Source organism: Plantibacter sp. ME-Dv--P-095 (genome assembly GCF_030209365.1).
Classification (GTDB): Bacteria; Actinomycetota; Actinomycetes; order Actinomycetales; family Microbacteriaceae; genus Plantibacter.
On sequence record NZ_JARVSB010000010.1, the window covers coordinates 41,739 to 56,030 of the forward strand.

General features: G+C 71.2%; 10 protein-coding genes. 7 read left to right on the plus strand and 3 right to left on the minus strand.

The annotated features are described in order from the left end of the window. Positions 1-9 precede the first annotated feature (9 nt). Positions 10-2,919: a hypothetical protein gene (locus QRN26_RS15100; protein WP_285037399.1), complete on the minus strand. Its 2,910-nt coding sequence runs from the start codon at positions 2,917-2,919 to the stop codon at positions 10-12. After that, positions 2,916-4,802, minus strand: a complete 1,887-nt coding sequence (locus QRN26_RS15105) for an HSP90 family protein (RefSeq protein ID WP_285037400.1) — start codon at positions 4,800-4,802, stop codon at positions 2,916-2,918. The genes QRN26_RS15100 and QRN26_RS15105 overlap by 4 nt, the downstream gene beginning before the upstream one ends. Before the next feature lie 342 nt (positions 4,803-5,144). On the opposite strand from QRN26_RS15105, the gene QRN26_RS15110 reads away from it, so the two are divergent. Beyond that, complete coding sequence (locus QRN26_RS15110) at positions 5,145-6,386, plus strand: multidrug effflux MFS transporter (protein WP_235522512.1); 1,242 nt, start codon at positions 5,145-5,147, stop codon at positions 6,384-6,386. Positions 6,387-6,609: 223 nt separating this feature from the next. Here QRN26_RS15110 and QRN26_RS15115 read toward each other — a convergent pair whose 3' ends face one another. After that, a complete protein-coding gene (locus QRN26_RS15115) occupies positions 6,610-7,038 on the minus strand; it encodes a YchJ family protein (protein ID WP_285037401.1) in 429 nt (142 codons plus the stop codon). A 113-nt stretch (positions 7,039-7,151) separates the two neighbouring features. On the opposite strand from QRN26_RS15115, the gene QRN26_RS15120 reads away from it, so the two are divergent. From QRN26_RS15120 to QRN26_RS15145, 6 genes are all read left to right on the plus strand, one after another. Continuing rightward, positions 7,152-7,937, plus strand: a complete 786-nt coding sequence (locus QRN26_RS15120) for a phosphatase PAP2 family protein (protein ID WP_285037402.1) — start codon at positions 7,152-7,154, stop codon at positions 7,935-7,937. Positions 7,938-8,182: 245 nt separating this feature from the next. Further along, on the plus strand, positions 8,183-9,256 hold the full coding sequence (locus tag QRN26_RS15125) for a LacI family DNA-binding transcriptional regulator (protein WP_082455570.1): 1,074 nt from the start codon (positions 8,183-8,185) through the stop codon (positions 9,254-9,256). Between the two features lie 43 nt (positions 9,257-9,299). Then, a complete protein-coding gene (locus QRN26_RS15130; protein WP_285037403.1) occupies positions 9,300-10,316 on the plus strand; it encodes a LacI family DNA-binding transcriptional regulator in 1,017 nt (338 codons plus the stop codon). Positions 10,317-10,439: 123 nt separating this feature from the next. Beyond that, positions 10,440-11,948, plus strand: coding sequence for an arabinosylfuranosidase ArfA (arfA, locus tag QRN26_RS15135; RefSeq protein WP_285037404.1), 1,509 nt, complete (start codon positions 10,440-10,442; stop codon positions 11,946-11,948). 73 nt (positions 11,949-12,021) lie between these two features. Next, on the plus strand, positions 12,022-12,618 hold the full coding sequence (locus QRN26_RS15140; protein WP_285037405.1) for a TetR/AcrR family transcriptional regulator: 597 nt from the start codon (positions 12,022-12,024) through the stop codon (positions 12,616-12,618). Between the two features lie 310 nt (positions 12,619-12,928). Continuing rightward, positions 12,929-14,290 carry an MFS transporter gene (locus QRN26_RS15145; protein ID WP_285037406.1) on the plus strand — a complete coding sequence of 454 codons (1,362 nt, stop codon included), beginning with the start codon at positions 12,929-12,931 and terminating at the stop codon, positions 14,288-14,290. Positions 14,291-14,292: the final 2 nt, after the last annotated feature.

Below are 14,292 nucleotides of genomic sequence, written 5' to 3' on the forward strand. Positions count from 1 at the left end.
CGGCGTCCGTCACTCCTCGATCTCGGCGCGCAGGAGCGCGGCGTCCGTGTGCTGCTCCAACCGCTCGTGCGCGTCGGCGAGTTCGGCCGTGACCGTCGTCCAGTCCGGTGAACCCGCAGGCAACCTCCCGCGCGCGGAACGGAACAGCCCGACCGCGCCGAGGTGGTCGTCGACCGCCGCACGTGATCGCGCCCCGAACACCTCGGCGACCGCGGCACCGTTCTCGTCACCGGCCGCCACGAACCCCGCCGCCGCGCGACGGGCGGTCGCCGTCGCGTCGTCGGCCCGTCCGAGCGCGCCGAGGGCCCTGGCTTCCGAATCGGTGATGTCCGCCACGAGCCACGCCGCCTCGTGCGCGGTCGCGAGCCCGCGGGCCTCCTCGAACCAGGGGAGCCCGGTGTCGTCGCCGAACGCCGCCCGTGCGCTCGCCGCCCGCTGGAGTGCCTGGACGAGCAGCTGCGGATCCTCGAGACGACGCGCTGCCGCGAGGGCCTGGTCGACGACCTCGACCGCATCGTCGTCCTCGAACTGGAGGAGCAGGGTGCTCAGACCGAAGCCCGTGCGGATGACGACCTGGTCGTTCCCGACCGCGGCGGCGTCGTCGAGCGCAGCACGCCACACCCCGTACGCCATGCCGTGTTCGCCGATCATGCGCGCCGCCTCGCCCATGTTCGCGAGGAGGTCCGCGAGTTCACCGGGGGCCGCCTGCTCGCGCCGCGCCTGGTAGACCTCGTCATAGTGCTCGAGGGCCGTGGCGGCGTCGCCGGCGAACTGCAGGTACCGGGCCAGCTGCAGGGTGAGCGAATCGACGTCCTCGACCTCGGCTCGCCGAGCATGCGTGATCGCGAGCTGCATCCGGGCCGCCGCCTCGCGGTCGCGGTCGGCGTCGCTCAGGAGCGCGGCCGAGAGGGTGCAGGCCTGGATGATGCCGAGCCGGTTGCCGAGCGTGGTCTGGAGGCCGACGAGCTCGTCGGCGAGGGCGACCCCCTCGGCGAACGCCCCGGCTCCGCCGAGCATGCGGGTGCGGAGGGTCAGCGCCGGGAGCCGGACAGACGCCCGCTGCCCGGGCTCGAGGAGTGGGTCGAGGAGCTCTTCGGCCTCCTGGATCCGTCCGGTCACCGCGAAGAGGTGGGCGTGCAGCAGCCGCGCCGGGGGGCCGGCCTCGCCGGGATCGTCGACGGCCGCGGCGAGGACGGCCTCGCCGGCGAGTCGGTCGGCGATCCCCATGAAGCGCTCCGCCGCCTCCTGCTCGGTCTGCTGCCCGGCGAGCTCGAAGGCATGCCGGGCGGTGATGACCAGGGTGTGGATGAGCCGGTCGGGATCGACGGGGACGAGGCGGGCCTCGTCGAGTTCCGCGAGCAGCGCCGTGAGTCGGTCCTCCGTGGCCGTGCCGAGGAGCGCTGGACCGAACCGGCCCTCGAGCTCGGCGACGGCGTTTCGGCCGGCGGCACGGAGGGCGATGCCGCGGTCGGTCCACGCAGCACCCGCGCGTCCCTCGTCGCCCTCGATGACGGCCGCTTGCGTGATCACGCCGAAGAGCCCGGCGCGGAGGTTCTCGTCCGGGTCCGACTCGTCGGCGAGCAGGGCGAGACCCTGTTCGGCCGCGACGATCGCCCCCGTGGTGTCGGCGCTCTGGAGGAGGGCCGAGGTGCGTTCGCGCCACTCGGCGGCGGAGGCCGCCGGCTCCGGTTCGACGACGGGTGCGGCGAAGCCCTCGACGGAGAGCGGGAGGTCCCAGTGCTCCGTCGCGAGCGCGCGAGCCGCCTCGAGCCGCGCGGTGCGGAAGTCGTTGCCGTTCCGTTCGTCGAACGCCCGGGCGAGCCGTTCGGCCGAGGCCCACGCCCGCTCGGCGATCGCGGCCACGGTCCAGTCCGCGTCGTCGCGCGGGGCACCGTCGGTGGCGTCGGCCGGCGCCACCCCGAGGTATCGCGCGAGCTCGGGGGCGTCGGCGCCACGCACCGGCAGCCCACCGTGGCCGGCCCGCGTGACCGCGTCGAGGAGCACGCCGACCGCGGTGAGGCCGTCGGTGTGCCCGGACAGGTTGATGGGGTCGTTGACGAGGGTCGGGAGGTGACGCTCGAGCATCGCGAGGCCACGTGCCTCGTTACCGGTGACCGCGCAGAAGATCAGGTGGTCGGCGATGATGCCGAAGCCGTCCGCGTTCGAACGCGCCACCCGGTAGCTGCGCTGGTGGGCCGCCTTGGCGTCGTCGAGTCGGCCGGCGCGCAGGTAGGGGAGCAGCGCCTGGGCCTCGCTCGTCTCCGGCTCCTCGCCGCAGCTCATGCGGTTCTCGAACATCTCGTCGTAGATCCGGATCGCCTCGTCGTCGTGCCCGCGGAGCTGATGGAACCAGGCGTCCTCGTTGCGGACACAGGCCTCGCAGTGGCTGTACCGGTCGTCCTCGATGCTCGACCGGCGTTCGAGGAGCGTAGCCGCCTCGTCGAGCCGCCCGGTGACCGTCGCGATGTGGAACTGCGACTGCACGACGCCGCTCATCGTGGCACCGGCCGCCGCGTACCTGGCCTGCATGTCCTGGTGCATCGCCTCGATCTGCGCGAGCGAGAAGGTCGGGTTCGTCGACAGCCGTCCGGCCATCCACTTGTACTGGAAGAGGAGGTCGCAGCCGTCGACCGTGATGGGGAAGCGCTGCGGGTCGGCGTCGTGCTTGCCGACGCACCACCCGAAGGAGCTGAACATGGTGTCGGTGTCGCCCGTCATGTGGGCGGACTGGGTCAGCCGCATCCGGGTCGCGTACGCGGCCTCCTCGTCGCCGGCCGCGTCGGCGCGTCGCAGCGCCTCGTCGAGGAGCGCGCGCTCGGCGGGGCCGCACGGCAGGGTGTCGGCCTCCGCGAGGAGGTCGTCGACACTCGCGTCGGGGCCGAGGTCGGTGGAGACGGGGGTGGTTGCGGAGTCGTTCATCGGAGTTCCTTGTCGTCGAGACCGACACTGAGGCCGATCAGGTCGGTCATGGCTGCGTCGAGCATGCGGCGGTCGCGGGCCTCGAGCGGGCGGTGGCCGGCGAGGAGCGCCTGTACGTAGAGGAGTTGGATGCTGCGCTCGAACACGAGGTCGTCGCCGAGCGTGGCCAGCCGGCGGACGAGTGCGGCGTTCCAGTTCAGGCACAGGCGTGCCGCGGCCGTCGTGTCGCCGTCGTCCGGTTTCGCCTCGGCGAGGAAGGAGTCGACCGCGCCGACGACCTGGGACCAGATGCCGGGGGCGACGGCGGCCGCGCGGTGGCGTTCGAGGCGGCGGAGCACCGAGGGGTCGGCGACGTACAGGGCCGCGAGGTCGTCGGGGCGGTAGCGCCTGACGGACACCCGGCACTCGACCTCGTCGAGCACGCGGCTGGCGCGGTCTTCCAAGGCGGTCGTCGTGGCGAGGTCGTCGAGGTGGGGTGGCTCGAGGTTGTCGAGCTCGTCGGCGACCGTCACCCGTTCGACCCGGACGCCGTCGATCAACGACGGCAGGCGCTCGAGGATCTCCTGGTCGTAGACGTACCCGCCGTTGACGATCGGGGAGGCCGGGTCGACGACCGCGGCGATCTGCCGGAACTCGTCCCGCGTCGCGGTGTACCGGATGACCCCGGTCTGCGAGAGGTGCTCGTCGATCGTCATGGTGCCGGCGGAGGTCTCGATCGGCAACCACCGGACCACCGCGGTCGCGAGGTCGTCGTCGTGCGCGGCGATGGCCTTGATGCCGAGCTGGTGGACGCCGATGAACTCCTGCAAGCGGTGCGGGCGCTGGCGGGCGAGGTCGAGGATCCAGCGTCGGAGCGCGGCACCGATCGCCTCCCGCGTGAACTCGAGGGCGTCGTCCTGGACGAGTTGCTCGCGCGAGGCCGTCGGGCGGAGGCCGGTGGTGTCGACGATGCAGCGGACGAAGAACGCCCAGTCCGGCAGGAGGTCGTCGACCTGCTCGCTGAGGAGCATGCCGCCCAGGTAGACCCGGCTCGCCTGCCGAGCACCCGGCGGCGGTGGCGAAGGCAGGACGAAGGCGGTGCCCCGGGTGTCGGTGCCGGGCACCACGATCTCGACGGCGTCGAAGGGGCGTGTGCCGAGGAGCTCCTCGCCGAACGCGAGCAGCTCCTCCCGCGGGGTGGTCGCCGGGGTGCGGAACACCGGCTCGACGTTCACCCGCGTGGTGGTCGACGTCGTCGGGTCGACCACGTCGACGTCGAGGTCGAGGTACCGCCCGAAGCTCGTCGCCAGGCCGAGGACCGCCCCGTGCCCGAGCAGGCCGCCGTCGTGGAGCGGGCCGTCGAGGCGCGGCTCCAGCAGCACCTCCGAGCCGATCGGGCGCGCGGCGGTCGTCCGCTCGTCGAGTTCCCGGATGGTGAAGGTGCCGTCGGTGTGGCCGATCCACTCGATGGCCGGTCCGCCGCGGGCCGAGCGGCTGTGGACGGTGATGGTGTCGGCGACCATGAAGCAGCTGAGGAGTCCGATGCCGAACCGGCCCAGGTAGTCGCCGCGCTGGAGCTCGTCGAGGTCGCCGCGTTTCGAGCTGCGCCCGACCGTGGCCAGCAGCTCGGCCGCCTCGTCGCGCGTGAGCCCGATCCCGTTGTCCTGGAAGCGGAAGGGCGAGCCGGCGCCGTCGGGTGAGCCAGCCATATGCGGGGTGATGAGCAGCGCGCCGGAGGGTGCCGTCGGGTCTTCGGCGCGACGGGCGGCGACCGCGTCGCGACCGTTCTGCAGAAGTTCGCGCAGGTAGACGCGCGGGCCGGAGTAGATGTGCCGGCTCAGCAGGTCGACGACTCCGCGGAGGTCGACCTGGAACGGCAGCGGGGCTCGGGCGTCGTCTGGCATGGCTCTCTTCCGTCGGCGGCTGCTGCGTCGGAGACCGGCGGGCCACCGGTTCCGGTCAGGCGGCTTGGCGGACGTCTCGACCGCGGTCACCTGCAGCCGGAACAGCCTAGCGGGCGTCGCGAAACGGACGCTGGGTCCCTCCTGCGGGAACCGCGCGGTCAGCCCGCCGCACAACGGCTGTGGAGCGAGGTCGCGACGGATCAGGCGGCGGATGTCGTCGCGGAACGGTGCCACCGGCTGCTAGCCTTGATCCTCGTTCTCGAATCGATTCGACATCGGTTCCGCACCGCCTCCCGCACCGCCGCCCGCTCCACCCACACCTCGCTAGGAATCCGTACACCCGTGCACACCGCAGGAATCACCGTCGTCCACCCGGGCGACTCGCTCTCAGGCCGGCAGCGCCTCGTCTACATCCTCGTGCTCGGCGCCCTCACCGCGCTCGGCCCGTTCACGATCGACCTCTACCTGCCCGCGTTCCCCATCCTCGAACAGGATCTCGACGTCCCGGTCAGCCTCATCCAGTTGACCCTCACGGGCACGACCATCGGCTTCGCGGTCGGGCAGCTCTTCATGGGGCCGTGGAGCGACAAGGTCGGTCGTCGCCTGCCGCTCATCCTGGCGACGAGCATCCACATCGCAGCCTCGGTCGGTGCGGCCTTCGCACCCGACATCGGCTGGCTCATGGTGTTCCGGGTCCTGCAGGGTGCCGGTGCCGCAGCCGGCGGTGTCGTCGCGATGGCGATGGTCCGCGACCTCTTCGGCGGGAAGCCCCTCGTGCGGATGCTGTCGCGCCTGGCGCTCGTCAACGGCCTCGCGCCGATCGCCGCCCCGGTCATCGGGTCGCAGTTGTTGCTCGTCCTCGACTGGCGGGGGCTGTTCGTCTTCCTCGCCGCGTACGGCCTGTTCGTCGTGGTCGCGGTGTCGCTGTGGATCGTCGAGACCCTGCCGCCGGCACGGCGTCGCGACGCCGGTCACAGCACCGTACGCGACCGCTACCGTTCGGTGTTCAGTGACCGCGTCTTCGTCGGTGTCGCCCTCATCGGCGGCATGAGCTTCTCCGGGCTCTTCGCCTACCTGTCGAGCTCCTCGTTCCTGTTCCAGGAGGTCTACGACTTCGACGCGCAGGAGTATGGGCTCCTGTTCGCCGTGAACTCGCTCGGGATCGTCGCCGGCGTGCAGATCTCCTCGCGCCTCATGCGCTGGTACGGTCCGCAGTGGATCCTCGCCTGCACCACGATCGTGCAGCTCATCTCCGCGCTGACGATCGTCGCGCTCACCATGGCCGACGTCGGGTTGTTCGGGGTGCTCGTACCCCTGTTCTTCTTCATCCTCTCCTGCGGGTTCGGATTCCCGGCGGTCCAGGTCCTCGCCCTGGCGAACCACGGACACGAGGCCGGAACGGCGGCGTCGCTCCTCGGCGCGCTCAACTTCGGTCTCGCCGGGATCATCTCGCCCATCGTCGGGGTGTTCGGCATCGGCACCGCGATCCCGATGGGCACGGTCATGGCCGCCACCTCGGTCGTGTCGGTCTGCGCCCTCTGGTTCATCGTGCAGCCGAAGAAGGTCCCGGCGCTCGCCGGCTGACGCATCTCTTGTGCTGCGCCAGCGCGGTGCGCTGACGCGAGCGCGGGTCTACGACTCGAGCGCGGTGCTCCGGAGGGCCGCGCTCACCGCGCTGACCCGCACCGGCGCCGATCCGGGTGTGCTCGCGTCACCGCACCGCGCTGACGCCGGTTCCGGTGTGCTCGCGCGAGCGCACCGCGCTGGAGTCCCCGGCTGGACCGTGGGCTCGGGCGACGAGCGCGGCTCAGGCTCCGGGGTCGACGCCGTCCACGTAGGTCCAGACGCCGGTGTCCTTCGAGAACCGACTCCGCTCGTGCTGGCTCCCGGCGGAGCCGCGGACGCCCGGGACCTTGTGGTGCGCGACGAACTCGACCATGCCCTCGGTGTCGAGCAGACCGCCGCGTGCCGTGGCGAGGATGTCGAGTCGGTACCAGCGGAGCGTGTCGTCGAGGTCGAGCGCAGCCGGTCTCGTGCTCGGGTGCCACGTGCGGAGGAGGTAGCCGGCGTCGCCGACCGCGAACGCCGAGAAGCGTGACCGCATGAGCGCCTCCGCCGTGGCGGCCGCAGCCTCGCCGCGGTGCAGCCGTCCGCAGCAGGCGCCGTAGGTCTCGCCGGAGAGGCACGGGCATCGGGCGTCGTCGGCGAGGTGTGCGGTCGGGTCGTCGGCGGTCATCGTCCCAGTATCGCCCGCGCCGGCGTCCGCGTCGGGACCACGGGGTCCGTGCGGCTCCATCCGCTGGGCGCAAGCCTCCGCGCGATCCATTCCCGACACGGCATGATGGGACGATGACGGCACCTGACGACCACGACGACCCCGCAGCCGGACCGGCTCCGGAGCTCCACGAGAGCGTCCCGCCGACGCTCGACGAGCAGGGTGCACTCGCGATGGACCCCGATCCGTCGTCGATCCGACCCGACCCGAAGCTCGCCGCGAAGGTGTCCCGCCGGTGGCCGCTCATCAGCGGTGCGATCGCCGTGGTGCTCGTCCTCCTGCTCGGCGTCCTCCTCTTCCAGCGCGGGCCGAACGCCCCGTTCGGGTTCGACGAGGAGTGGATGCAGGAGGTGCTCGAGGAGCGTTCCCCGTGGCTTGTCCAAGCAGCGCTCGTCATGAACTGGTTGGGCGGCGGCGTCGTCGCGATCTTCGTCGTGCCGCTGCTCGGGATCGCCGTGCTCCTGCTGCTGCGTCGCCCCTGGGCCGCGTTGTACTTCGGACTCGTCTCCGCGCTGAGCGCCGGGGCCGTGCAGGTCATCAAGAACATCGTCGGGCGGTCGAGGCCCGAGGACATCCTCGTGCACGCGGACTTCGGGTCGTTCCCCTCCGGCCACAGCGCCAACGCGGCGACCATCGCGGTCGCGTTCGGGATCATCTTCCCGCGCGTGTGGGTGTGGCTGATCGGGGTCGCCTACACGCTGCTCATGATGCTGTCACGCACCTACCTCGGCGCCCACTGGGTGAGCGACACCGTCGGCGGGCTCCTCCTCGGCGCCGGCGTCGCGCTCATCGTCGCGGTCCCGCTGCTCCAACGGATGTCGGCGGAACCGAAGAAGCGCGTCCCATTGGCTGAAGCCTGACGGACCCCGACTCGGCCAGCTCGCGGTCGGGTCAGCGCGGTGCGCCGGCCCGAAACCGACCGCACCGGCGCGAGCGCGTGGCTCCGGCGTGAGCGCACCCCTCCGGAGGGTCGCGCTCACCCCACAGGCCCGCGCTCGGTCCAGCGCACCGCGCTGGCGAAGGCCACCATCCCCAGGCGGGTCACGCCGGGGGTGACGCCGGACGGGTAGTCTGCTGACAGCTGAGCCGGGCCGGGAGGAGACGCGTGTCGATCACGATGCATGACGTCGCCGCGCGCGCCGGTGTCTCCATCAAGACCGTCTCGAACGTCGTCAACGACTACCCCTACGTCAGCGACGCGACCCGCTCCAAGGTGGAGCAGGCGATCGCCGAACTCGGCTACCGACCGAACCTCTCCGCCCGCAGCCTGCGTTCCGGTCGCTCGGGCGTCATCAGCCTCATCATCCCCGACCTCCGCAACGCCTACTTCGCCGAACTCGCGGATGCGGTCATGCGCCAGGCGCGGGCGCGCGGGCTCTCGGTCCTCATCGAGCAGGTCGCCGGTGGTCGCGACGTCGAACTCGAGATCCTCCGCGGCCCCCGCATGCAGCTCGTCGACGGCATCCTCTACAGCCCGCTCAGCCTCGACCGCGAGGACAGCGCCCTCCTCCCCGACGGGCCCATGGTGGTGCTCGGCGAGCAGGTCTTCGACGGCGAGCGCGACCACGTGACCATGGCGAACGTCGACGGCGCCCGCGCGGCGACCGAACACCTGCTCGCCCTGGGGCGGCGCCGGATCGTCGCCCTCGGCACCGACCCCCACGACACCCTCGGGCCCGCGGAGCTGCGACTGCAGGGGTACCGGGAGGCGCTCGCCGCGGCGGGCATCGAGGCCGACCCGGACTACGTGAGCACGGTCGTCAGCTGGCACCGGAGCGACGGCGCGAACGCGATGCGTGAGGTCATCGCCTCGGGGATCCCGTTCGACGGGGTCGTGGCGTTCAACGACGCGATGGCGCTCGGCGCGATGCGGGTGCTGCAGGACGCCGGGCGGCGGATCCCCGAGGACGTCGCGATCATCGGGTTCGACGACCTCGACGAGACGCGCTACGCCCTGCCGGCCCTGTCCACGGTCGACATCGGCCGCGAGGAGATCGCCGAGCGGGCGGTCGAGCTGCTCATCGAGCGGATCGGTGAGACGGGCGAGCCGCAGGCGCCGCGCGCGGTCGTCAGTGGCTTCCGTGTGGTGCCGCGGGAGTCGACGGCGCCGAGGGGCGGGGCGACGACGTCCGCGACGGACGCGGCCGGCGGCCGGAGCGCGATCCCTTCAACGTTGTAGAGTGCGTACCGAGCGGCCGATGCGGCCGCCGCCGAGGAGGATCATGGCGACCACCCTGCACGACGTGGCGAAGCTCGCCGGTGTCTCCGCCAAGACCGTCTCGAACGTCGTCAACGACTACCCGCACATCAAGGCGGCGACCAAGGAGCGGGTGCTCGCCGCGATCGCGGAACTCGGCTACCGGCCGAACCTCTCCGCCCGTGGTCTCCGCTCCGGTCGCTCCGGCGTGATCAGCCTCATCGTCCCCGACCTCCGCAACGCCTACTTCGCCGAGCTCGCCGATGCCGTCATGCGCGCGGCCGCCCGTCGCGGCCTGTCCCTCCTCATCGAGCAGAGCGGTGGAGACCTGGCGCGCGAGGCGGACCTGCTGCGCGGAGCTCGGCTGCGGGCCGTCGACGGTGTCCTCTACAGCGCGTTGCAGCTGAGCGACGACGACCTGGCGGTCATCGAGGACGTCTCCATCCCGATGGTGCTGCTGGGGGAGCGGATCTTCAACGCGCCCAACGACCACGTCACCATGCGCAACACCGAGGGGGCCCGGGCCGCGACGGAGCACCTGCTGTCGATCGGGTGTCGGCGGGTCGTCGCGTTCGGCGCCCACCGCGGCGACCTGGTCAGCTCGGCCAGTCTCCGCTTCGCCGGCTATCGCGCCGCACTCGAGGCCGCCGGTCTGCCGGTCGTCCCCGAGCTCGTGCGCGACGTCGCGGTCTGGCACCGCTTCGACGGTGCGGTCGCGATGCGGGAGATGCTCGACGAGGGCCTGCGGTTCGACGGGATCGTGGCGTTCAACGACGCCCTCGCCCTCGGAGCGATCCGGGTCCTCGCCGAGCGCGGGATCCGCATGCCGGAGGAGGTCGCCGTCATCGGCTTCGACGACATCGACGAGGGCCGGTACTCCCTGCCGTCGCTGTCCACGATCGCGCCCGGCCGCGAGCAGATCGCGTCCACCGCCGTCGACCTCCTGGTGGAGCGCATCGAATCGGCCGACGACGACGCACGGCCCGCTCGCCGGGTGTACGCCGACTTCCAGCTCGTCCAACGCGAGTCGACCACCCACTGACGACCTCCCGCTCCGGCGTGCATCGTCGTGCTTGACAGCCCGGGGACCCGCGGGCAGACTGCAATTACAACGTTTACCTTCAACGTTGGAAAACGACGACGACGTCCATCGAAAGGACCGCCCATGGTCACCGCACGCCTCGCGATCGACCCGAACGCCACGGTCGCCCCCGTCAACCGCCGGATCTTCGGCTCGTTCGTCGAGCACCTCGGTCGGTGTGTCTACGACGGCATCTACGAGCCCGGCCACCCCACGGCTGACGCCGACGGCTTCCGCGGCGACGTCGTGGAGCTCGTCAAGGAACTCGGCACGAGCACCATCCGCTACCCGGGCGGCAACTTCGTCTCCGGCTACCGTTGGGAGGACGGCGTCGGTCCTCGCGAGGACCGGCCTGTGCGTCGTGACCTCGCCTGGCACTCGCTCGAGACCAACCAGGTGGGCGTCGACGAGTTCGCCAGCTGGTGCAAGCTCACCGGCAGCGAGATGATGATGGCCGTCAACCTCGGCACCCGCGGGGTGCTCGAGGCGCTCGACCTCCTCGAGTACACGAACCACCCGAGCGGCACGGCCCTGTCGGATCAACGCATCGCCAACGGCGCCCCGGAGCCCTACGGCATCCGCATGTGGTGCCTCGGCAACGAGATGGACGGCCCGTGGCAGGTCGGCGCGATGTCCGCCGACGACTACGGCAAGCTCGCCGCCCGCACGGCGTCGGCGATGAAGATGGTGGACCCGAAGCTCGAGCTCGTCGTCTGCGGCTCGTCCAGCTCCTCCATGCCGACCTTCGGCGACTGGGAGCGCACCGTCCTCGAGCACAGCTTCGACTCGGTGGACTACATCTCCTGCCACGCCTACTACCAGGAGCGCGACGGCGACCTCGGCTCGTTCCTCGCCTCCTCGCTCAACATGGAGTACTTCATCCGCACCGTCGTCGCGGCCGCCGACCACGTGCAGCACAAGCGCCACTCCGACAAGCAGATCCAGCTCTCCTTCGACGAGTGGAACGTCTGGTACCTCGACGAGTGGAACGCCATCGAGGGCACGATCGAGGAGTGGGCCTACGCGCCCCGGCTCATCGAGGACCTGTACTCCGTCGCCGACGCGGTCGTGTTCGGCAACCTGCTCATCACGCTGCTGAAGCACAGCGACCGGGTGGGTTCGGCGAGCCTCGCGCAGCTCGTGAACGTCATCGCCCCGATCATGACGGAGCCGGGCGGGGAGGCGTGGCGGCAGACCACCTTCTTCCCGTTCTCGGTCACGAGCCGGCTCGCCGCCGGTGTGGTCATCGCACCGCGCATCGAGGTCGCCAGCTACGCCACGAAGGTGCACGGCGACGCACCGCTCGTCGACTCGGTCGCCACCTACGACGCCGACGCGGGGACCGCTGCCGTCTTCCTCGTGAACCGCAGCCAGGACGAGGCGATCACGGTGACGGTCGACGTCTCGGCCCTCGGCGTCGGTTCGGTCGTCGAGGCGAACGGCATCCATGACGACGACGTGTACGCGAAGAACACGATCGACGACCGCGAGCGCGTCGGCCTCGTCGCCAACGAGAGCGCCGTCCTCGCCGGCGGCACCCTGACGATCACGCTGCCGCCGGTGTCGTGGACCGCGGTCGCGCTCGGCGCCTGACGCGTTCCGGGCACCGGGGCGACGAGTGGGGAACCCCCTCGTCGCCCTCGTCGTGCAGCCCTACAATCAGCACATGACGGCTCGGGGATCCTACGCGAAGGGCGTCGCGCGGCGTGAGGAGATCCTGCGCGTGGCCCTCGCGGTCTTCGCGCGCGAGGGGTATCGGGGCACGTCGTTGCGTGAGGTCGCCCGCGAGGTCGGGGTCAGCCTGCCCGGGCTCATGCACTACTTCGCGTCCAAGGAGCACCTGTTCGCCGCGATCCTGCGGGTCCGCGACGCCGTCGACTCGGAGGAGTTCGCGGCGACCGGCTCGCAGGACGCGATCGAGGGGCTCGTGGCCGTCATGCGGCACAACAGCGACGTCCCGGGACTCGTGGAGCTCTACCTCACGATGGCCGCCGCGGCGGGTGACCCGGCCCACCCGGCCAGGGAGTTCTTCGTCGAGCACGTCGCGGGGGTGCGGCGGAGTCTCGTCGAGGTCGTGCGTGAGCGACAGGCGGAGGGCGTCGTGCGGGCGGAGCTCGATGCCGAACACGTGGCGCGGATCATGATCGCCATCGCGGACGGGCTGCAGGTGCAGTGGAGTCTCGATCCGTCGATCGACATGGGTGGCGACCTCGAGCGCGCCTGGCACCTCCTCGTCCGGGACGACGCCGACGCGGTGCGCTGACGCGAGCGCGGGGCTCCGGCGCGTGAGTGTTCGGGACGACGCTGGCGCGGTGCGCTGACGCGAGCGCACCCCACCTGCGCGAGCGCGGCTCTCCGGAGGGGCGCGCTCACCTCCATGACCCGCGCTCGCGTCAGCGCACCGCGCCGGCGCTCCACCACGGGTGTCGGGTGGATCCGTGAAAACCTATTGACCACTCGGGTTTCGTGGATATACTCAAAGCCGTGCAGTGATCGGTTTACCGCGATCGCGCCAGCACCGCACCATCCGTGGACCAGAGCCGGTCCGCAGCTCAGCGTTGAGAGGAATCCGGATGTCCACCACCCCCCGCGGCCCCAAACCCACCGGCCAGCGAGCCTCGAGCGGCCCCTACATCAGCCTCGTCACCGGCCCGAGCGGCCCCACGGAGCGGGCGTCGAAGCGGGTCGTCAGCACGATGGCCCTCGCCCAGTTCGGCCTGTTCGTCGCCTTGCTCGCGCCGGTCACGGTCAGCCTCGCGCTGAAGACGCAGCAGCTCGTCCCGGGCGATCAGGCCGCCGTCGTCAACGGCAACGTCCTCTCGATCGCCGCCCTGTTCGCCCTCGTCGCGAACCCGGTCATCGGCCGCCTCTCCGACCTGACGCTCTCGCGCTTCGGCCGTCGTCGTCCGTGGATGTTCCTCGGTGCGATCGGCTTCGTCGTCTCGCTCACCATCGTCGCGCTCGCGCCCAGCGTGCCGGTGCTCATCGTCGGCTGGTGCCTCGCGCAGCTCACGGGCAACGCCATCCTCGGCCCGCTGCTCACCACGATCGCCGACCAGGTGCCGCCTGAGCAGCGCGGCAGCGTCTCGGCGAACGTCGGCGTCATGCAGAACCTCGGCATCCTCGCCGCAGCGTTCGTCGCCAGCTGGTTCGTCACGAACATGGTGCTCCTCTTCGTCGCACCCGCCGTCTTCGCGCTCATCACCGTCTGGCTCTACTGCTTCGTCCTGCCCGACCGCCCCATCACCAAGCGTCCGGACGTCGGCGGGTGGAAGGGACTGCTCTTCACCTTCTGGGTGAACCCGCTCAAGCACCCCGACTTCGGTTGGGTCTGGCTCTCGCGATTCCTGCTGACGCTCGCGTCCTTCCTCTTCGTCGCGTTCCGGCTGTTCTTCCTGCAGGAGGAGGTCGGGCTGACCGAGCAGGAGGCGGTCAACACCCTGACCCTGGGTGTCCTCATCTACACGATCGCGCTCGTCGTGCTCGCGAAGGTCGGCGGTTGGCTCTCCGACCGCATGCTCAACCGCAAGGTCTTCGTCATCGGCTCGACGGTCGTCTTCGCGCTGGGGCTCGTGCTGCTGGCCCACACGACGACGGTCCCGATGTTCTACGTGGTCGAGGCGATCATGGGCGCGGCGTACGGCGTGTACGTGGCGGTCGACACAGCACTCGTCGTGGACGTGCTCCCGAACCCCGACGACGCGGCAAAGGACCTCGGGGTGCTGAACATCGCGAACGCCCTGCCGCAGTCGCTCGCCGGAGCCGTCGGCGCGGTCCTGCTCGGGCTGGGCGGGCTCGGCAACAACTACACGGCGCTGTTCTGGGGCGCCGGCGTCATCTGCGTCCTCGGCGCGCTGACGATCCTCCCGGTCCGGCACCGCATGATCCGCAACGCCGACGGCACGGTGACCGGGTCCATCGCGACCCGCGGCTGAGC